Genomic DNA, 19,764 nt, shown 5'->3' on the forward strand with positions numbered 1-19,764 from the left:
GTCATCGGCGTGCGCAGGCCTCTTGTGGTGGAAGGACCCTGATACAGACCGGAGGGCTGCTCGGCACATGCGTGTGACTCTGGTGAACATGCCGTGGGCTTCCTTGGACACGCCGTCCCTCGCGCTGGGGATCCTGCATTCCATCGGCCGCTCCCACCGGGCGGACGTGGAGACGGTGAACGCCAACCTGGACTACTTCGACTGGGCGGCGGAAGCGATCGGGCTGCAGGTCGAGGACTACGAGTTCTTCGCCAGTCACGCGTACTTCGAAGGCTACGGGGACTGGGTGTTCTCCAGCGCCCTGCACGGCGTTCCGCAGTGGCGGGTGCGCGAATTCGAGGAGCAGATGGCGCCCGGCCTCGGCCCGCACCTGCGGGACGTGTGCCTGGCGCTGCACGAGGCGTCCGCACGGTTCGTCGAGGAACTGGCCGTGCGGATCGCCGACACCTGTCCCGACGTGGTGGGCTTCACCACCACGTTCCAGCAGAACACAGCCGCCCTGGCCACGGCCGCGGCGGTCAAGAGGCTGTCGCCGGGCACCACCACGGTGCTCGGCGGCGCCAACTGCGACGGACCGCAGGGGGCTGCCCTGCACCGCAACTTCCCGGCCGTCGACTACGTGGTGCGCGGCGAGGCGGAGCGGGCGTTCCCCGCGCTGCTCGGCGTGGTCCGCGGCGAGGTGGAGCCGGGGACGGTTCCCGGGCTGTGCTGGCGCGGCGAGGACGGTGCGCACCGGGCGAACGGCATGCCCCGGTTCCCGCTCCCGCCCGGCGAGTTGAAGCAGCCGGACTACCGGCCGTACTTCACCCGCGTGGAGAGCTCCGCGGCCCGCTCCCGGATCGAGCCGAAGCTGGTCCTGGAAGGATCCCGCGGGTGTTGGTGGGGCGAGAAGCACCACTGCACGTTCTGCGGGCTCAACGGATCGTCGATGGCCTTCCGCAGCAAGGCCCCCGAGACCTTCCTGAACGAGATCGTGGAACAGGCCCGGCAGCACCAGGTGCTCGACGTCCTCGTCGTCGACAACATCCTCGACATGGGATACCTGCGCAGCGTGCTGCCCGCCCTGATCGACCTCGACCACGACCTGCGGTTCCACTACGAGATCAAGTCCAACCTCCGCTACCGCCATCTGAAGACGCTCGCCGACGCAGGTCTGGTACAGGTGCAGCCCGGCATCGAGAGCCTCAGCAGCAGGGTGCTGCGCCTGATGGACAAGGGCGTCACCGGCTGCCAGAACGTGCGCCACCTGCGGGACGCCCAGTCCGCGGGCCTCTGGGCCACCTGGAACTACCTCTACGGGTTCCCCGGCGAGAAGGAACGCGACTACACCGAGGTGATCCGGCAGTTCCCCGCCCTCGCCCACCTCACCCCGCCGGACGGTGTCACCCGCATCGAGATCGAGAGGTTCAGCCCCTACTTCGACCGGCCGGAGCTGGGCTTCACGCCGCTGCGGCCGGCCGCCCACTACGGCGTCGTGTACGACCTGCCGGAGGCGGAGCTGTACGACCTGGCCTACCTCTTCGACGCCCCGCACGCCGGCATCGACGAGACCGTCGCGAAGGAGCTCGGCGTCGCCGTCGAGCGGTGGCGCGACCAGCACCTGCACAGCAGCCTGACCCGTTACGACATCGGATCGAGAATCGTGCTGACCAGCCGGCGGGAGGACTTCGGCTGGACGACGAGGACCATCACGGACCCGGTCGAGGTGGCCGCGTTCCGGCTCCTGGAGGACCCGCGCAGCGTCCAGTCGCTGACCCACCGGCTCAGCGCCAGGTTCACCGCCAGCGTCACCCCCGCCCGGGTCGCCGAACTGCTCGCGCAGTGGGGAGAGGCCGGGCTCCTCTTCGAGGACGCCGGCCGGTACGTCCACGTCGTGCCCCTGGGCACCAACGGGGAGCTGACCCGCCTCGGCGGCTCGGCCCCGGACCTGACCCGGGACTTCACCCGGGCTCCCGGCCCCGCGCAGGGACCCGGGGGCGCCTCGTGATCCCCGCCCGCAAACCGGTGATCGACCTCTGGCGGGACTACCGGGACCACGCACGGACCCTCCCGGGCATGCACCTCGGCAGCGTCACCGTCGCCGAGGCCTCCGTGGACGCGGCGCGCACCGCCCGTGAGCTGTACCGCACGGGCGTGCGCAGGGCCGAGTTCCATGCCCTCGTCGATCTGTCCGCCACGGCCGAACCGACCTGCGCGGTACGGGTCCTGGACCTGGTCCGGGAGCTGACCGCCTGGGGCGTCGTCGTCGACTGGCGGGTGCGGCTGCCCGACGCCGGGGCCTGCCGGACCGGCCCGTCGGCGTACACGCTCAGCCACCTCTACCCGCCGTCGCGGGTCGAGGGGCCGGCCGACGCGGCCGAGCTCCGGTCGGCCTGGGCCGAGGGCTTCTTCCTGGGCAAGTGCCTCGTCCGCAACGGGCCGGGCTTCCTGGAGATCCGCGACCACCGGCCCGGCGTGCTGAACCGGATCGTCATCGACGAACCGGACTACCTCGCCGCGGTGGCCGCGGTACGGGCGTTCCCGTCGGCCGACGGCGTCGCCCCCGACGTCCGGGCCGACCTCGCGGCGGAGTCCCTCCTGCTCGCCGTCGGCGACCTCTGGTGGTGGGCCCCCCACCGGCCCCACCGCTGGCCGCAGCCGCCCTTCAGGGTCTGACCGCCGAGCCGGCGCGTTCCGGCGGTTCAGAACACGGGAAGGGCGGCGAGCGTCGTGCCGTCCAGCAGGAACACGCGGTTCGCGTCGGCCGTGATCCAGTAGCGGGTGGGGTTCTTGATGATGCGGAAGACCCACGGCGTCCGGTTCTCGGGCGAGAGGTCGACGACGTTGATGCCTCCCTCCGTCCGGTTGACGGTGACCGACCACATGCCGCTGCCCTGGACGACGAGCGGGCTGGGCGGGTCGCATTCGAGGAGACCCGCGAAGTTCCAGCCCGTTCCCCCGCCGGTCCGCAGGTCGAGGCGCAGGGGCAGGTTCAGGCAGGTCGCGTACACGTGGTCGCCGTGGATGGTCGGAGGGCCCCAGAACGGCGCGATGCCGTTCATCGGCTCGGGATTCCCCGCCTGCCAGAGTTCCCTGCCGTCGACGACGTCGACGGCGGTGAGGTTCTTGCCGGTCACGCACAGGGTGCGGCCCGACACGGCGGCCTTGGCCCGGCCTTCGTCGGACAGCTTGCGGCGGTCCCACGCCCTGCGGCCGTCGGCCGTGTCGAGGGCGACGACGGACCCGTCCGCCGCCGTGACGACGAGCCGGCCCTGGGCGACCAGGCCGCGGGAGGCGGCCTCCTTGCCGAGGTCCGCGTCGACGCCGACGGTCCAGCGGATCCTGGCGTCGGAGCGGCCGATGCTGCGCACCCGGCCCTCCTTGGTGATCACGTAGACGGCTTCGTCGTCCGCGGCGAGGAGGGAGGCGGCCTCGGCGGGCGACGTCCACTTCGGCTCGCCGGTCGACGCGACGAAGGTCATGAGGGTGCCGTCGCCGTCGGCGGCGGCCACCAGCCGGTCGGAGAGGGACAGGTAGCGGCCGACGGCCACCACCCCTCCGGCCGACCAGCGCAGCGTCCCGTCGACGACGCTGCGCGCGGCGATGCCGCCCCCGGGCGCCCCGACGATGACGACGTCCCGTACGGGCAGGGGCGCGGGCGTGGTGTCCTGGACGGCCGAGGCGACACTCCAGAGCGGCGCCGGAGTCTCGCCGAGGACGTAGTCGCCCTTCTTCGCGTCGAAGAGCCTGGCCTGCGGGGTCGGTACGGCCGGTGGGATGTCGAAGGGGCCGGTCCGGCGGCTCCACCACACGGCCGTGCCGCCGCCGACCGCGAGTACGGATCCGCCGGCGACGAGACCCGTCAGCAGGCGGCGACGCGACACGGAGCGCGGTGCGACCCCGCCCGGCACGGTCGTCAGCCGGTGCAGGCTGTGCTCGCGGGTCGTGATGTCCTGCGCGATCACTCCCCGGCGCCAGAGCCGGTCGGCGCCCCGGGGCGGGGCGGCCGCCCGGACGATCGACTCCGGCAGGGGCCGCGCCGCCGCGTCCTTGGCCAGGCACGGCCCGATCAGCGGCCGGAGCGCGGGCGGTACGCGGTCCAGGCGCGGCTCGCCGTGGACGACCTCGTACTGCACGGCCGCGACGTGCGAACCCTCGTAGGCGTGGTGCCCGCTCGCCGCGAACACCAGGACCGCGCCGAGGGAGAAGACGTCCGCCGCCGGGCCGACGCGCTGCCCGAGGACCTGCTCGGGCGCGCCGTAGCCGGGAGTGACGGGGACCTGGCCGGTGGCGGTGAGGGTGAGGCCGTGTTCGGGGCGGGCGATGCCGAAGTCGATGACGCGCGGGCCGGTCGCGGTGAGCACGATGTTGGCGGGCTTCAGGTCCCGGTGGACGAGGCCGGCGGCGTGGATGTCGCGCAGCGCGCCGGCGAGCGCCGCCGCCAGGGCCCGTACCGTCGGCTCGTCGAGCGGGCCGTGGGCGCGTACGGCATCGGCGAGCGTCGGCCCGGTCAGGAACTCGGTGGCGATCCACGGCCGCCCGCCCTCCGTCCGGGCGTCCAGGACCCGGGCCACGGATCGGCTCTCGACGGCCCGGGCCACCTGGGCCTCGCGGACGAAGCGCCGGCCGAGGTCCGCGTCGTGCGCCAGGTGGGGGTGCAGCACCTTCACCGCGGCCGTCTGCCCCGCGCCGTCCTGGCCGACGTAGACCTTGCCCATGCCGCCTTCGCCGAGGACGGCGAGGACGCGGTAGGGGCCCAGGCGGATCGGATCTCCGGATTCCAGGGGCTTCATGACGTGTGCGGCTTTCTGTGAGGGGTTCAGGCGAGCGGGTACGCGGCGACGTATTCGCCGCCGATCGCGATGAGCCGCTCGGCGGTCGTGTCGGCGAAGTACCGGGCCCGGGCGGCCTTGAACGGGTGGCTGACGGCGCCGGTCCGGATGTCGGCGGCCACCAGCCCGGAGGAGGCCCGGGCGTAGGTGTACACGTACGAGATCCCGACGGCGGGCGGGAGGGCGAGGTCCTCGGCGGTCACCGCGCGGCTTTTCTCCGCCCAGCGCAGGGCGCCCGTCACGGCGTCGAGGGCGACGAGGCCCCGGTTCTCCTCGACCGCGTACACCACGCCGTCCTTGACGGCCGGGGGACCGAACCGGGCCTTCGGCGTCAGGCCCTCGAAGCGCCAGACCGGCTTGCCGTCGGCGAGGCCGAGCGCGAGGAGTTCACCGGCCGCCGGGTACACGTGCCGGTCGTCGACGGCCAGGTGGGCCCGGCTCAGGACCGGCTGCGCGCCCTGGAGCGGCCTGTCCCACAGTGCCCTGCCCGTCGGGGAGTCGTGCACGACGAGGCGTGGTTCGGCGTCCGCGGACTGCTGGACGAGGACCAGGTACCTGCCCGTGGCCCGGGCGGACAGGAAGTGCAGGTGCGGGGAGCCGGCGGGGCGTGCGGGCAGCGGCACTTCCCAGAGCCTGCGGCCGGAGCGGGCGTCGACCTTCAGCAGGAACCACGTCTGGTCCTTGCCGAAGCCGTCGTGGGTGTGGGTGCCGCGGCCCCCGACCAGGTGCACGGCTTCGGCCGTCGCACAGAGCAGCTGGGTGCCGTAGAGGATCGCCCGCAGGTCCTTGAGCTCGCTGAAGGGGGCGTTGAGCTTCCCGGTTGCCGTGTCGACCGTGGAGACGCGGAGCGGGTCGGCCTCGTCGAGGGTGGTGTCGGCGGCGTAGACCTTCGTTCCGTCGGTGGTGGTGCGGCGCATGAAGTAGACGTCGGGGTCATCCCACTTGGCGGCTCCCGTCGCGGGGTCCAGGCCCTTGACGTCGTACTCGCCGACGAGGAGGAGCCCGTTCAGGAGCAGCGGCGCGGGTGGGATCAGCGGTTCGGCGTAGCTGGCCGGCTCCTGCCAGAGGAGGTCCCACGCCGGTTCCCCGGAGGCGGGGGAGGGCGGCTTCGCGGCGGTGGTGTCCTCGCGGCCGAGCCAGGCCAGGGCGCCGGCTCCGACCGCCGCCGCCCCGAGCACGGAACCCCCGCCGAGGGCGAGGAGCCGGCGGCGGGAGAGGCCGGAGGCGGGCGGCGGCGTGCTGCTCGGGAGCGGCGGGGTGAGGGTGTGCTCCGGAGGGGCCGGCAGCCGCGGGGGCGGGGCGTTCCAGACACCGCCGACGCGGCGGGCTATCTCCATGAGCAGCGGCTGGGGCAGGTGCCCGGCGAAGGAGCCCCCGTCCTGCCCGGGTCGCAGGAGGGCGGCGAGGCCGGAGGTGGTGGGTCGGCCGGCCGGGTCCTTGTCGAGGCAGCGCGTCAGGACGGGGACGAGGGCGGCCGGGACTCCGGTCAGGTCGGGGTCGGCGTGGCGGACCCGGTACATGAGGTCGGCGTGGCGTCCGCTGCCGAACGGGCCGTGGCCGGTGGCGGCGTAGGTGAGGACACCGGCGAGGGCGAACACGTCGCCTGCCGAGGTGTGTTCCAGGCCGGTCGCCTGCTCGGGGGACATGAAGGCGGGCGTGCCCGCGGCGGTGCCGGTGCGGGTGAGGCGGTCGTCGCCGAGGGCACGGGCGATCCCGAAGTCGATGACCTTGGGACCGTCGGCCGTGATCATCACGTTGGAGGGCTTGAGGTCGCGGTGGACGACGTCCGAGGCGTGGAGCTGGGCCAGGGCCGCGCACAGCCGGGCGCCCAGGGCGCGTACGGCCGGCTCGGGGAGCGGTCCCGCGAGGGAGACGGCCTCGTCGAGGGGCGGGCCGAGCACGTACTCGGTGGCCAGCCAGGGGGTTTCGGCGAGCGGATCGGCGTCGAAGACCCGGGCGCCGTGGACGGGACCCATGACGCGGGCCGCGTCCACCTCAAGGCGGAAGCGGGTGCGGACGGCGGGGTCGGCGGCTATGCGGGCGTGCATCGTCTTCAGCGCCACGGTCCGGCCGGTGGCGGAGCGGGCGAGGTAGACGGTGCCCATGCCGCCGCTGCCGAGGCGGGCGACGAGGCGGTGGCCGCCGAGGGCGTACGGGTCGTCGTGGGTGAGGGGGAGGAGCGGGGTGAGTGGGGTCAGCGGGGTCAGCATCAGCGGGCGGTCCAGGGAGCAGGAACGGGGAGTTCGGCCGCGAGGACCCGCGCCGACTGGTGCGCGAGGGCGACGACGACGGGCGCGGGCAGCGGGATCGGTCCGGCCGTGTCCAGGACGGTCGCCGCATGCGGCGCCGGTTCCGGGTGGGCGAAGAGCCGGTGCGCCTGCGGGCGCCGGGCGGGGTCGCGGGAGAGGCACGCCGTGACCGGTTCGCGCAGGAATTCGGGCAGCTCCTCGCGTTCGGGGACGGTGTGGCCGGTCGCGGCGTAGGCGAGTACCGCCCCCAGCGCGTACACGTCGCCCGGCGGGCGGGGTCGTCCGCCGGCCGCCTGCTCCGGGGCGAGAGCGCCGGAGTCGAGGCCCGGCAGGCCGCTGCGCGGTGCGCCGTCGGGAGCCGCGGCCCGTACCGCGCCGAAGCAGCTCAGGCGGGGCCCGTCGGCGGTGAGCAGGACGGCGGCGGGGGTCAGGCCCGCGTGCGCGACGCCCTGCGCGTGCGCGGTGGCCAGCGTCCGGGCGAGGGCCGCGCCCAGGGCCCGTACGACCGGGTCGGGCAGCGGCCCGCCGTGCGCCCGCAGGGCGTCGGGGAGCGGGACGGCGGGAATGTACGGACCCGCGCACCAGGGCGGCTCCGCCCCGCCGCCGCCGACCTCGCCGACCTCGCCGACCGGCAGGAACCCGGGTACGGAGAGCCGCCGGGCCCCCTCGGCCTCGATGGCCCAGCGGGTCGGGTCGACGCCGGGGCGGGGAAGCCGGGCGAGGAGGGTGCGGTCGCCGTCGTCGGCGCGCACGATGAACCGCCTTTCGGCGGCGGTGTGTCCGAGTTCGTCACCGAGCCGCGCCAGAACGCCGTGGGGCCCGATGCGTCGAGGGTCGTCGAGACGCGGCGCATCCACGCGCGATCCCCCTCCCCGTCCGTGTTGATCTCCGCCAACCCTACTCAAGCGCCGGACCCCGGCTATGTGGGGAACTCGCCCAGCCAGCCGTGTTCGACGAGGTACTTCGGGATGAAAGGGGACTCGACGTCGATGGGCAGTTTCCCGTCGTATGCCAGGCATGCCATGGCGAGCGGCCCCAACGCGACGGCGCCGTCAATGTCCTCCGCGCGTTCCTCGGTCAGTGTCCAGTAGCTCTTGTGGAGGTTCAGTGCCTCCGCGAGGGCCGGTCCGAAGCCGTCCACATTCTTGCGCACAAAGGTGTGGAAGAGGTTGATCGGCGGATACAGGAGGCCTTGGAGGAGATCCTGGGGATGGCTGTGTGCCACCTCGGGGTTCGACATCTCGATGGCGGAGATGAGCTTGTCCGCCACATCCGGACGCCGGAGCCAGAGATCGAGCGGGACTCGGCATATCTCGTTCATGCGGGGCTGGTCGCGACAGATGATCACGAACCACAGAGTCGTCAGCCAGTTGCCCGCGTTCGCGTAGAACTGCGGTCCGGTGGCCGAGATCGTCCGTCGTTCGTGCGAGATGCGAACCTCCAACGATCCTTCGGTGATTGACGCGGCGGCAAAGGCCGCCGAGCCCACCTGCATGGCGGAGACGGTGGCGTCCCAGGTGCCGAATCGGTTGCCGGTCGGGTTCAGAGCCTGGTGGACCTGCACCTGGAGGAGCGCCTCGTTCAGGGCCATGCCGACGATCGCGGGCGAGGCGTCCAGGTTCTGGATGCTCGTCTCGAACTCCTGGGCCAGGCGTGCAGTGACCTGCTCGTCGACCGTAGGAATGGGGTGCCGCTCCACAATCACCGTCACGGATCGCTCCTGTTAGTGGCCTCGAAGGTGAAGTCTCGGAGCCGCGGCCCGTACCGTGCCTTCTCGATCCCCTCCAGGGCTTGGGACAGCGACTCCTCCATGACGGGAACCACCGCCGCCATCTTGTCCTTCCGACAGTCCTGGTGGGGCACGCATACGGTCATGTGTGCCTCCGCGTGCGCGAGAGCATGGGTTACGTGGGGAACTCGCCTGCCCACGTCCCCTCCAGCAGGTGCTTCGGCATGTACTCGGACTCGACGTCGATGGGGAAGCCCGCGTCGTGGGCGAGGCAGGCCATCGCGAGCGGGCCGACCGCGACGAGCCCACGGGCGTCGCGCGCCAGGCCTTCGTCGGCGGTCCAGTACTGCCTGTGCAGCGTCAGGGCGTTGAAGAGGGAGCGGTTGAACTGTTCGTGATCACCGGTGACGAAACGGTGGAAGAGGTCCACCACCGGCCACAGGATCTTCGTGGTCATCTCGGGTCCGGAGATCGGAGCTGCTTCCGGAGCCAGTCCCTCCGCCGCCCGGAGGAGCTGGTCGCCGAGGTCCGGGCGGCTCAGCCAGTACGACCGAAGCGTCTCCAGCCACGGGTGGATGTACGGGTCGAACTCGGCCCCGGATACCTGTAGCAGGGCCGGATCGACCTCGCAGAGCGCGTCCAACCGTGCCTTGTCGCGGCAGATCACCGACAGGTAGAAGACGTTGATCCAGGTCCCGGCGTTCACCCAGGACCGCGGCCCGGAGGCGGGAAGGGACCGCATCTCGTGGTGGATGAGGCACTCGACGCTCTCGGAGTTCGCGGCCGCCGCGGCGAACAGGGCCGAACCGGACTGCATGGCGACCACCCACGCCTCCCACGTCTGCAGCCATCCTGCCGCGGGGTCCGGGACACTCCGCTCCTGGGCGAGGAGCAGAGCGTCCGACATGGCGTCGGCGATCGCCTCGGGCGCCTCCTGCAGGTCTTCCAGCGCCCACACGACGCCGTCGCTGAGTACGGGTTCGCGCCCCGGAAGGTCATCACGGAGGAATTCATGACGCGGAACAGAGACCGCCACTAGCGTCCTCCTCGGTAGAGATCGAAGTAGCTCAGTTCGGCCCCAGCGTAAGTCCCTGTGTGTTTGTTGGCCTGGACCATCACATACTGGACATTTTTCCTGCTGAGAGCCGGGATCATCTGGTCCGCGATCTTCTTGTCCTCGCCACCCCGGGCCTTCATTTCCTCAAGGATCGTGCGGACGTACTCGATGGTTCCCTGCTTGACCTTCATGTTGGCGTGGGGGCCTGCACCCTGGCGCCAGGCCAGCTCTCCACCGGGCGCCTTGGCCTCGACGATGAGGAAGTCGCCCGTGCCGTCGTCGAGGCGGTACAGCTGGTCGAATCTCCGCGCACCGTGGCCGGTGTCCATGAGATCGATCCACTGAGGCTTGTTGAATTCGGCCGGAATGACGTGCGGCTTGGCGGCGCCTTCACCGAGGTTCTCGCCGACCTTGGTGTTGTTGGGGACGTCGCCCATGGCGTCCTTGGCCGCATCCAGCTCCGCAAGGTTCTCAGGGGTCTTCGCCTTGTCGTACGCCCGCTGCGCGTCACCGAGGTACTTCCGCCGGGGCGTGAAACGTTTCCGGACCGCCGTCGCGTCAAGGGAGTAAGACGGAAGCGAGGGGGAGTGGATGCGACAGGGTCGCAGGGACGGGTTCCGTGAATTCGCGGCAGGCCGGTCGGGGCACCTGTACCGATCGGCATGTCTGCTGGCGAGCGGGGACACGCACCTCGCGGAGGACCTGGTGCAGGAGACCCTGGGCCGGATGTACCTGCACTGGGGCCGGATCTCCCGCGTGGACAATCCGGCGGCGTACGCGCAGACGGTGCTGGTGCGGGCCTACCTCACGCACCGGCGCCGCCGGTCGGCGGGCGAGCGCCCGGTCGGCGAGCTGCCCGACATCGCAGCGGTGGCGGCCGGCGGCGGCGACCCGGCGCTGCGGATGACCCTGCTGCAGGCGCTGGGGCGGCTGGCGCCCAAGGACCGGGCGGTGCTGGTGCTGCGCTACTGGGAGGACCGCAGCGTCGAGGAGACCGCCGACGCGATGAACGTCAGCTCGGCGGCGGTCCGTACCCGCAGTTCGCGGGCGCTGGCCCGGCTGCGGGAGCAACTGGGCGGCAGCCTCTCCGCCTTCGCGGAGTTCTGAGGGCGCCGGACCTCCCGCGCCCCCACGGGCCCCACGCGTCCCACCACCGCAGCGTCCCACCACCGCAGCGTCCCACCACCGCAGTGCCCCACCGCCACAGCGCCCCACCACCGCGGCGCCCCACCACCGCGGCGCCCCGCCCCACCCTTGAAACGGAAGGTGTAATTCCTCATGCCCTTTGAAGATGATCTCGGTACGGCCCTCCGGCGGACGGGGAAGGACTTCACGATCGACCAGCACGCTCTCGTGGAAGCGGGCGAGGAGCGCGGCCGGCGCCTGGTGGCCCGCCGCAGGGCCGCGGTGGTCGCGGGATCCGTCGTGGCCCTGGCCCTGATCGCGACCGCGGGCGCCTACACCGGCGGCCTCCTCGACGGCCCGGGCGGCGCCGACGGGGTCGAGGTCGCGGCGCCGCCGCCCCCGACCGGCGGCTCCGGCGAGACCGGCGGCGGGCCCGGCTCCGGGGCCGAGAAGGCCCCGAGAACCGGCAGCGGGGCGGTCGGCGCGGAGCGGATGATGGCCGACCTGGAGAAGGCCCTGGCGGTCGAAGGCGGGAAGGTGACCCCCCAGGCGGCGCGCGGCACGGAGAGCGAGGGCGGAGCGGCCGTCTCCGGCGTGTACGACGACGGTAAGGGGAAGGCGGCCGTCAGCGTCGCCCTCTCCCGCGTGGACCCCCTGGGCAGCCAGGCCGCCCAGCTCACCCGGTGCGGGGACAAGAACCTCCAGGGCTACGACGACTGCCGGACCGAGCAGCTGCCGGACGGCTCGAAGCTGCTGATCCTCAAGGGGTACGAGTATCCCGACCGCCGGGTGGACACCAAGTGCTGGCGGGCCGTCCTGGTGACCCCGGCGGGCTTCCTGGTCGAAGCCTCCGAGTGGAACGCCCCGGCGGAGAAGGACGCGGCCGTCACGCGGCCCGACCCACCCCTGGGCAGCGCGCAGCTGAAGGCCCTGGTCACCTCCCAGGTGTGGCGCCCGGCGCTGAACGACCTGCCGCCCGCCGAGCCCGAACCGGTGCGGCAGGGCGGCGGGTCGGGCACGGTGCTGAAGGACCGGAGCGCCGCCGACGCCCTGGAATCACTGCTGGTCCCGGTCGGGATCCCGATCGCATCCCGGGGCGGGGAGGGCTCGTACGGATACGCCGTGCTCGACGACGGCAAGGGCTACTCCCTGCTGCAGCTCAACGTCAGCAAGGGCGAGAGCACCTCGGGCTTCGCGGGCGCCGACGTCACCACCGAGGCCGACGGCACGAAGGTCAGGATCACGCAGGGTTCCGCCGAGAAGGGCAGGGGGGTGGTCCAGTGGACCGTGGACACCCTGCGCAAGGACGGCCTGCGGGTGACGGTCTCCGCCTTCAACACCGCCAACCAGAACGGCACCGCCACCCGCCCCAGGCCCGCGCCCACGCTGGAGCAGCTGAAGGGGATCGCGCTCGCGCCGGGCTGGAACCGCGACCGCAACTAGACCCGTACCTCGCGGGACCGGGCCCGGTCGTCACCGTCCCGCCCGGCCCTGCCGGCGCTGCTTCGACGACCGGGCCCGGCGGCGCAGGGCGGTCATTTGGCGTCGGCGTAGCACTCCACGACCGCGATCGTGAACGGGAACCGGACCGGGGTGTCGCCGAAGGCGATCCGGCCGGCCCGGTCTCCGGCGGCACGGATCGCCTCCACCACCGCCTCGGCCTCCTCGGCCGGGCAGTGCACCATCACCTCGTCGTGCTGGAAGAACACCAGCTCCGCACGCATCCCGGCGGTCGCCTGCCGCAGGGCCGCGAGGAGCAGCAGGGCCCAGTCGGCGGCGCTGCCCTGGACGACGAAGTTCCGGGTGAACCGGCCGCGGGCCCGGGTGTTGGTGGAGGCGTAGCTCGGCGTCCAGCCCTCGTCCCGGTCCTGCCGGGTCCCCGCCCCGTCCTCCGGTCCCCCCTCGCCCGGGTCGACGCCGCCGTCGCCGGCCTCGTAGCCCTCGCCGGAGCCGGCGGGCGGCGGGCAGGTGCGGCCGAGCCAGGTACGGACGAGCCGGCCCTCCTCCCCGGCCTTCGCCGCGTCGTCCACGTACGCCACTGCCCGGGGGAAGCGGCGGCGGAGCGCGGCCAGGTTCTTCAGGCCGTCCCCCGAGGTCTGTCCGTACACGGCACCGAGAACGGCGATCTTGGCCTGCTCCCGGTCGCCGGAGAAGCCCTGGCGGGAGACGGAGGTGTAGAGGTCCTCGGGGCGGCCGGCCACCTCCATGAAGGCGGGGTCGCGGGAGATCGCGGCGAGCACGCGCGGTTCCATCTGGTCGGCGTCGGCGACGACGAGCCGCCAGCCCGGATCGGCGACGACGGCCCGGCGGATCACCTTGGGGATCTGCAGGGCCCCGCCGCCGTGGGTGACCCAGCGGCCGGTGAGCGTGCCGCCCGGGACGAACTCCGGGCGGAAACGGCCCTCGTGGACCCAGTCGCCCAGCCAGGACCAGCCGTGGGCGGTGTAGATCCGGTACAGCTTCTTGTACTCGATCAACGGTTCCACGGCGGGATGGTCCAGCTCCTGGATCTCCCAGCGGCGGGTGGACTTCAGCCTGATGCCGTCCTTGGCGAACGCCCGGACGACCTCGGCGGGCAGATCGGGGCGTACGCGCCGGCCGAAGGCCGCCGAGACGCGGTCGGCCAGCTCGGCGAGGCGTTTCGGCTCCCCGCCGCCCGCGTACCGCTCGCCGAGCAGTTCGGTCAGCAGGGCGCGGTGCACGTCGGCCCGCCAGGGCAGACCGGCGCGGTGCATCTCGGCGGCGACCAGGAAGGCGGCCGACTCGGCGGCGACGAGCAGCCGCATCCGGTCGGGGCGGTCGGTGGCGTCGAGCCGTTTCGCCTGGTCGGCGTGGACGGCGAGCAGGGCGTCCAGGGAGACCGGGGCAGCGGGCTGCGGGTCGAAGAGCGAGTCCTGGGCGCGGGGATCGGCGGCGCGCTGCGGCGGATCGGGCGGCACGGGGGCGTCGTTCAGCCGCGCCCAGGCGGCGGCGGCCGAGCGGGGCTCGCCGGAGCGGCCCTCGTGGCCGAGCAGCAGCAGCTCCGCGTTCTCGATGTCGTGGCACCGCTCGACGCGGACTCCGGCCGCGAGCAGGCGCGGGTACACGGCGGCGGTGGAGCGCCAGACCCACCGGGTGCCGGGCGGGGCGGAGCGGATCGCATCGGCGGGGTCCCGGACCCGGAACGGTGCCGCGGCCGCGGGGTGCGCGGACACGGGGGGCACGGGTGCGGCGTGCCACCAGCCGTCGCCGTCCTCGGCGAGGGCCCACCGGGGAGTGCGGTCGCTCATGGGTGCGAGTGTCCCACCGGGGTCCGACAGCGGCGGTGCGGCGGGCCGCGGCCCGGGCGTGCGCCCTTGCGGGGGCGCCGCACCGGCCCCGGGCCTCACCCGCCGACGGGGCCGGGAGCGGCGGCGGCCGTCTTCGCGTACACCTCCAGGGCCGGGCGCGGGGGTCGGCCCAGGAGGCGGCGCAGGGTGCCCGTGTCCGGGGTGTCCAGGAAGCCCGCGGCGACGGCCGAGTAGGTGGCCACCAGGATCGGCGGCTCGAAGGGCGCCCGGCTCGGCCACAGCCTGACCCGTCTGGTCAAGGGCCTCGCGGACTGGTCGCTGGAGCACCGCCCGCGGATCGAGGCCGCCCGCCGGGAATGGGACGCGAAGGCGGACGTGCCAAGCTGAGAGGTGTGACTGACCTTGCCGAGACCGTCGACCGAGCCTTCGCCGCAGCCCTCCACACCCAGCAGGACGCCGCCCTGGACACCGGCGCCTCACTGCTCGCCGCCGATCAGGGAAGCTGGTCCGGGGTGTGCCGGGAGCTGCTGGCGCGCGGGGAGGGGTACGTACGGCAGGGCTGGGAGCGGGGCTGGCGGCCGGCCGACGTGCTGCGGCTGGTCCGCCGGGACCTCGACGAGCGGCACCTGCGGATCACCGGGGACCTGATCGCCGCCGAGGCGCGCCGCTACGCCCGGCTGCCGGAGCGCTGGAGCACCGCCGAGGTGTGGTGGAAGAGCGACGAGGAGTACGCCGACGCTCTCGCCCGACGGGAGCGGGCCGACCGGTTCACGCTGGCCACCGCCTTCCTGGAGGTGCTGCGGCTGCTGATCCGGTTGCCCTCTGTCGAGCCGGTGGGGCCGCTGCCCGGCGACCCGGTCGACGCCCTCGCGGAGCACGCCCACATCGAGCCGCGCATGCTGGGCCGGATCCGGGCCCTGCTCGCCAAGGCCGAGGCGACCACCTACCCGGACGAGGCCGAGGCGCTGAGCGCCAAGGCCCAGGAGCTGATGGCCCGGCACACCGTCGACGAGGCCCTGCTCGCGGCGAGCGGCAAGCGCCCCGCCCAGGTGCCGGCGGCCCGCCGGATCGGTGTGGAGCCGCCGTACGAGGAGGCGAAGGCGGTCCTGCTCGACGCGGTCGCCACCGCCAACCGCTGCCGGGCGGTGTGGAACAGCGGCTTCGAGTTCTCCACGGTGGTCGGCTTCGACAGCGACCTGGAGGCGGTGGAGCTGCTGTACACCTCGCTCCTCGTGCAGGGCACGGCCGCGATGACCCGCGCGGAGGCCGCGCAGCGCTCCGGCGGACGCAAGCGGACCAAGACCTTCCGGCAGTCCTTCCTGCTCGCCTACGCCAGCCGGCTCGGCCACCGGCTCGCCGAGACCGCCGAGCACACGGCGACGGAGGCCCCGGACAACCTGCCGGCACTGGTGGCGCGCGACGTGGCGGTCACCTCCCGGGCCGAGGAGATGTTCCCGCGGACCACCACCACCCGGCTGCGGGGAGCCACCGACCACGCGGGCTGGGAGGACGGCACGGCGGCCGCGGACCGGGCCCACATGGGCGGCCGACGCAGGCCGCTCCCCGAGTCCTAGGGGTGCCGTCGCCTGTCTGTGATCATCGGAACACCCCGCGTGCACGTGCATCTGCGCATGCAGCAGCGGGTGAACACAGCTATGATCCGGTGGAGTTGACATCTGCACTATCGGGGGCTTCCTGTGGACCACGCGTACAACGGGATGGCAGCTGCAGAACTCGCTTCCCTGTTTGAGCTGACGTGGCAGAAGAGCAGACACAGCAACTCGCAGGGTTCCTGCGTGGAGTTCGCGAAGCTGCCGGGAGGCGATGTCGCCATGCGCAATTCGCGCTTCCCGGACGGTCCGGCGCTCGTCTACACGCCGGCCGAGATAGAAGCCCTGCTCCTGGGCGTCAAGGACGGCGAGTTCGACCACCTGATCGGCTGACGGAACGGCGCACTGATCGAGCCATGCACGTGCACCGGCCGGAACCGATCGCAGTGATCGGTTCCGGCCGGTCGTCGTGAAGCGGGCGGCCGGGGCGGGCCCGCCCCGGCCGGGCCCGCCCCGGCCGGGCGGCCCGGGCAGGCCCGGCCGGCTCAGTCGTGGAGCAGGAACAGCGCCCAGACCACCTTGCCGGTCAGCCGTCCCGCGAGCGGGTGCCAGCCCCAGCTGTCGCTGTAGGAGTCCACGAGGAACAGCCCCCGCCCGGACTCCAGGTCGACGTTCTCCTCGGTCCGCTCCGGCGAGAAGGCCCCGCCGGGCCGGTCCTCGCTGGGGTCGCGCACCGCGCACACCAGCCGGGTGCTCCACCGCATCAGGTGCAGCCGCACCGGCGGCTCCGGCTCGCCGCCCGGACCGCGCGACTCCTCGGGCAGGGCATGGCGCAGCGCGTTGGTGACGAGCTCGGAGACGACCAGGGCCACGTCGTCGAAGCGTTCGTCGAGACCCCACTGGGACAGCGTCGAGCGGGTGAACGTGCGCGCGCCCCGCACCGCGTCGAACCGCGCGGGCAGAGCGCATGAGGCGGACCCGGAGACAGCCGTGGGGTCGACCGGGGGAAGCCCCTGCCGTAACGGCTCGAGCATGGTCGATCCATTCGTCCCCATGCGAGGCACTCCCGGGATTCGCGGACGAAGCGGTGGCTTGTGTCCAAAGAGAACTGCGGGGTGGGTCCCGCGCCGGCGCGAAGAGCACGCAGGTGCGCGGGGACCATCGTTCCGAATGCTCGGGCCGGATGCAAGGGCAGATGCACGTGCACGCGCCGGACCTGTCCGCTCACGTGACGGTTCTTGCTCATTTCTTCCTACGCATACTTACGGACTTCTTCTCCCGCACCCGAGATTCCGTTACAGAACGAGTACGGGCCGATGCGTTTTGGTGGCAGACTGCGGCTTCTGGGGTGCGGGGGCCCCGCGACGCACGCGCACACCACGCGCACGCCAATGCGATGGGGAGGGCAGTACTAGTGACCGCAGAAACAAGCGGTTCTGTGGTGCGCCGCATCCTCCTGGGCTCCCAGCTCAGGCGACTCCGAGAATCCCGCGGCATCACCCGTGAGGCGGCCGGCTACTCGATCCGCGCATCCGAATCGAAGATCAGCCGCTTGGAGTTGGGAAGGGTGAGCTTCAAGGCACGGGACGTGGAGGACCTCCTCACGCTCTACGGAGTCACGGACAGCACCGAGCGCGAGTCCCTGCTGGGACTGGTCCGCGAGGCCAACGCCACCGGCTGGTGGCACAGTTACGGCGACGTACTGCCGGGCTGGTTCCAGACGTACATCGGGCTGGAGGGCGCCGCGTCGCTCATCCGGATCTACGAGGTGCAGTTCGTCCACGGCCTGCTGCAGACCGAGGCCTACGCCCACGCGGTGGTCAGCCGCGGCATGCCCGGCGCCACCGCCGCCGAGATCGACCGCCGCGTCGCGCTGCGCCTGGAGCGGCAGAAGGTGCTGGTCTCCGAGAGCGCCCCCGTCTTCCACGCCGTCCTCGACGAGGCCGCGCTGCGCCGCCCGTACGGCGACCGCAACGTCATGCGCGGTCAGCTGGAGCACCTCATCGAGATCTCCGAGCGGCCCAACGTCCAGCTCCAGGTGATGCCCTTCTCCTTCGGCGGACACGCCGGTGAGAGCGGGGCCTTCACCCTGCTGCGTTTCCCCGAGTCGGACCTGCAGGACATCGTCTATCTGGAACAGCTCACCAGTGCCCTCTACCTGGACAAGGACGAGGAAGTGGGGCAGTACGAGCGGGCGATGGAACGGCTCCAGGCCGACTGCCCCGATCCCGACCGGACCAGGGATCTTCTCCGCGGCCTACTCCAACTGTCTTGATCCGCACGTAGTATGACGTCTGATCAGTGCATGATGACCGATCGGTCTCCGGTGCAGCGCACGGGTGCGCGCTCGCAGTAAGGGATGGCATGTCCATATTCAGCGACCTCGCTCACCAGTACATCGACGGCGAATGGCTGGCCGGCAACGGTTCCTGGGACATCATCGACGTCAACCCGTACAACGGGGAGAAGCTCGCGGCCATCACCGTCGCCACCGTCGAGCAGGTGGACCAGGCGTACCGCGGTGCCGAGCGCGCCCAGCGGGACTGGGCCGCGACCAGCCCCTACATCAGACGCGCGGTCCTGGAGCGCGCCCTGCGGATCACCGAGGAGCGCGAGAAGGAGATCGTCGAGGCGATGATCGACGAGCTCGGCGGGACCCGTCCCAAGGCCGAGTACGAGGTCCACCTCGCGATGGAGTTCATCCGCGAGTCGCTCCAGCTGGCCGTCCGCCCCGAGGGCCGGATCCTGCCCTCGCCGGTCGAGGGCAAGGAGAACCGGGTCCAGCGGCTGCCCGTCGGCGTCGTCACGGTGATCAGCCCGTTCAACTTCCCCTTCCTGGTAACCCTGAAGTCGGTCGCACCCGCCCTGGCCCTGGGCAACGCCGTGGTCGTCAAACCGAACCAGAACGCCCCCGTCGTGGGCGGCGGTGTGATCGCCAAGATCTTCGAGGACGCGGGGCTCCCGGCCGGCCTGCTGAACGTGCTGGTCACCGACATCGCCGAGATAGGCGACGCGCTCCTGACGCACCCCGTCCCCAAGGTGATCTCCTTCGCCGGGTCGGACCGGGTCGGCCGGCACGTCGGCGCGATCGCCGCCCGCCACTTCAAGCGCACGGTCCTGGAGCTCAGCGGCAACAGCGCGCTCGTCGTCCTCGACGACGCCGACCTCGACTACGCGGTGGACGCGGCCGTCTTCAGCCGCTTCGTCTACCAGGGCCAGGTCTGCATGGCCGCCAACCGGATCCTGGTCGACGCGTCCGTCGCCGAGGAGTTCACCGAGAAGTTCACCGCCCGCGTGCGGGGCCTGCGGACGGGTGACCCGCGCGAGGCCGACACCCACATCGGCCCGCTGATCAACTCCTTCCAGGCCGAGGCCCTGACCGCGCTCGTGGACCAGGCCGTGGAATCCGGCGCGCAGGCACTCGTACGGGGGTCTACGCGCGGCAACCTGGTCGAGCCCACGGTGCTCGCCGGGATCCCCGAGGACTCCCCGCTGCTGGGCCAGGAGATCTTCGGCCCGGTCGCCCTGCTGGTGGTCTTCGACGGCGAGGACGAGGCCGTACGGCTGGCCAACGCGACCCCGTACGGGCTCAGCGGCGCCGTGCACACCCGGGACGTGGAGCGGGGCGTCCGCTTCGCCCGGCGGATCGAGACGGGGATGATCCACGTCAACGACTCGACGATCGGGGACGAGCCGCTGGCCGCCTTCGGCGGGGAGAAGGCCTCCGGCCTGGGCCGCCTCAACGGCGAGGCCACCGTCGAGGCGTTCACCACCCAGAAGTGGATCTCCGTCCAGCACGGGCGGACGGCGTTCCCCTTCTAGGGCCTGTATTGAGTGCCCCGCGGCGTCGCGACGCCGCGGGGCAACTCAATACAGGCCCTAGAAGACTGATGAAAATGTTGGGTTCTGGCCTCGCCGCGTCAGCGGCGGGGCCAGACTCGTCTTGTGGTGCAAGGGGAGTGGGTCGGGGAGAC

Annotated in this window: 19 protein-coding genes; 9 read left to right on the forward strand and 10 right to left on the reverse strand. The window is 72.4% G+C overall.

The window, feature by feature from the left end:
* Positions 1-88: 88 nt before the first annotated feature.
* Together ACIPXC_RS20630 and ACIPXC_RS20635 are read left to right on the forward strand one after the other, a co-directional pair.
* On the forward strand, positions 89-1,987 hold the full coding sequence (locus tag ACIPXC_RS20630; protein ID WP_401620068.1) for a RiPP maturation radical SAM C-methyltransferase: 1,899 nt from the start codon (positions 89-91) through the stop codon (positions 1,985-1,987).
* Complete coding sequence (locus tag ACIPXC_RS20635) at positions 1,984-2,655, forward strand: DUF5825 family protein (RefSeq protein WP_401620070.1); 672 nt, start codon at positions 1,984-1,986, stop codon at positions 2,653-2,655. The genes ACIPXC_RS20630 and ACIPXC_RS20635 overlap by 4 nt, the downstream gene beginning before the upstream one ends.
* Positions 2,656-2,681: 26 nt before the next feature.
* On the opposite strand, the gene ACIPXC_RS20640 is transcribed toward ACIPXC_RS20635, so the two are convergent.
* The 7 genes from ACIPXC_RS20640 to ACIPXC_RS20670 form a co-directional block, all read right to left on the reverse strand.
* Positions 2,682-4,772, reverse strand: a complete 2,091-nt coding sequence (locus tag ACIPXC_RS20640) for a PQQ-binding-like beta-propeller repeat protein (protein ID WP_401620072.1) — start codon at positions 4,770-4,772, stop codon at positions 2,682-2,684.
* A gap of 26 nt (positions 4,773-4,798) precedes the next feature.
* On the reverse strand, positions 4,799-7,021 hold the full coding sequence (locus ACIPXC_RS20645; protein ID WP_401620075.1) for a PQQ-binding-like beta-propeller repeat protein: 2,223 nt from the start codon (positions 7,019-7,021) through the stop codon (positions 4,799-4,801).
* The gene (locus ACIPXC_RS20650; RefSeq protein WP_401620078.1) at positions 7,021-7,917 is read right to left on the reverse strand and encodes a serine/threonine protein kinase; all 897 of its coding nucleotides are present in this window, start codon (positions 7,915-7,917) and stop codon (positions 7,021-7,023) included. Before ACIPXC_RS20650 ends, ACIPXC_RS20645 begins: the two co-directional genes overlap by 1 nt.
* Positions 7,918-7,979: 62 nt before the next feature.
* On the reverse strand, positions 7,980-8,771 hold the full coding sequence (locus ACIPXC_RS20655) for an immunity 49 family protein (RefSeq protein WP_401620081.1): 792 nt from the start codon (positions 8,769-8,771) through the stop codon (positions 7,980-7,982).
* Positions 8,768-8,935, reverse strand: coding sequence for a hypothetical protein (locus tag ACIPXC_RS20660; RefSeq protein ID WP_401620084.1), 168 nt, complete (start codon positions 8,933-8,935; stop codon positions 8,768-8,770). Before ACIPXC_RS20660 ends, ACIPXC_RS20655 begins: the two co-directional genes overlap by 4 nt.
* Before the next feature lie 29 nt (positions 8,936-8,964).
* The gene (locus ACIPXC_RS20665; protein ID WP_401620087.1) at positions 8,965-9,825 is read right to left on the reverse strand and encodes an immunity 49 family protein; all 861 of its coding nucleotides are present in this window, start codon (positions 9,823-9,825) and stop codon (positions 8,965-8,967) included.
* Positions 9,825-10,283, reverse strand: coding sequence for a hypothetical protein (locus ACIPXC_RS20670; RefSeq protein WP_401620090.1), 459 nt, complete (start codon positions 10,281-10,283; stop codon positions 9,825-9,827). The genes ACIPXC_RS20665 and ACIPXC_RS20670 overlap by 1 nt, the downstream gene beginning before the upstream one ends.
* 154 nt (positions 10,284-10,437) lie before the next feature.
* Between ACIPXC_RS20670 and ACIPXC_RS20675 the strand changes: the two genes are divergently transcribed.
* A complete protein-coding gene (locus ACIPXC_RS20675) occupies positions 10,438-10,953 on the forward strand; it encodes a SigE family RNA polymerase sigma factor (protein WP_401620093.1) in 516 nt (171 codons plus the stop codon).
* A gap of 171 nt (positions 10,954-11,124) precedes the next feature.
* Entirely contained in the window at positions 11,125-12,414 is a 1,290-nt protein-coding gene (locus ACIPXC_RS20680) for a hypothetical protein (RefSeq protein WP_401620096.1), read from the forward strand.
* Positions 12,415-12,506: 92 nt separating this feature from the next.
* Here ACIPXC_RS20680 and ACIPXC_RS20685 read toward each other — a convergent pair whose 3' ends face one another.
* Both ACIPXC_RS20685 and ACIPXC_RS20690 read right to left on the reverse strand, forming a co-directional pair.
* Complete coding sequence (locus ACIPXC_RS20685) at positions 12,507-14,240, reverse strand: bifunctional 3'-5' exonuclease/DNA polymerase (protein ID WP_401620099.1); 1,734 nt, start codon at positions 14,238-14,240, stop codon at positions 12,507-12,509.
* A 95-nt stretch (positions 14,241-14,335) separates the two neighbouring features.
* Positions 14,336-14,482 carry a hypothetical protein gene (locus ACIPXC_RS20690; protein WP_401620102.1) on the reverse strand — a complete coding sequence of 49 codons (147 nt, stop codon included), beginning with the start codon at positions 14,480-14,482 and terminating at the stop codon, positions 14,336-14,338.
* On the opposite strand from ACIPXC_RS20690, the gene ACIPXC_RS20695 reads away from it, so the two are divergent.
* The 3 genes from ACIPXC_RS20695 (at position 14,475) to ACIPXC_RS20705 (ending at position 16,183) form a co-directional block, all read left to right on the forward strand.
* Positions 14,475-14,627, forward strand: coding sequence for a hypothetical protein (locus ACIPXC_RS20695; protein ID WP_401620105.1), 153 nt, complete (start codon positions 14,475-14,477; stop codon positions 14,625-14,627). The genes ACIPXC_RS20690 and ACIPXC_RS20695 overlap by 8 nt on opposite strands.
* Entirely contained in the window at positions 14,597-15,814 is a 1,218-nt protein-coding gene (locus tag ACIPXC_RS20700) for a DUF2786 domain-containing protein (protein ID WP_401620107.1), read from the forward strand. The genes ACIPXC_RS20695 and ACIPXC_RS20700 overlap by 31 nt, the downstream gene beginning before the upstream one ends.
* Before the next feature lie 123 nt (positions 15,815-15,937).
* Positions 15,938-16,183, forward strand: coding sequence for a DUF397 domain-containing protein (locus tag ACIPXC_RS20705; RefSeq protein ID WP_030656519.1), 246 nt, complete (start codon positions 15,938-15,940; stop codon positions 16,181-16,183).
* 152 nt (positions 16,184-16,335) lie between these two features.
* Here ACIPXC_RS20705 and ACIPXC_RS20710 read toward each other — a convergent pair whose 3' ends face one another.
* Positions 16,336-16,845 carry an ATP-binding protein gene (locus ACIPXC_RS20710; protein ID WP_401620110.1) on the reverse strand — a complete coding sequence of 170 codons (510 nt, stop codon included), beginning with the start codon at positions 16,843-16,845 and terminating at the stop codon, positions 16,336-16,338.
* 341 nt (positions 16,846-17,186) lie between these two features.
* Here ACIPXC_RS20710 and ACIPXC_RS20715 point away from each other — a divergent pair, with 341 nt between their 5' ends.
* Positions 17,187-18,065, forward strand: coding sequence for a helix-turn-helix transcriptional regulator (locus ACIPXC_RS20715; RefSeq protein WP_350989846.1), 879 nt, complete (start codon positions 17,187-17,189; stop codon positions 18,063-18,065).
* An 89-nt stretch (positions 18,066-18,154) separates the two neighbouring features.
* Positions 18,155-19,612 carry an aldehyde dehydrogenase family protein gene (locus ACIPXC_RS20720; protein WP_401620113.1) on the forward strand — a complete coding sequence of 486 codons (1,458 nt, stop codon included), beginning with the start codon at positions 18,155-18,157 and terminating at the stop codon, positions 19,610-19,612.
* Positions 19,613-19,764 lie beyond the last annotated feature (152 nt).

Origin of the sequence: Streptomyces sp. NPDC090021 (genome assembly GCF_044748225.1) — a bacterium.
In the GTDB taxonomy this organism is placed as follows: Bacteria; Actinomycetota; Actinomycetes; order Streptomycetales; family Streptomycetaceae; genus Streptomyces.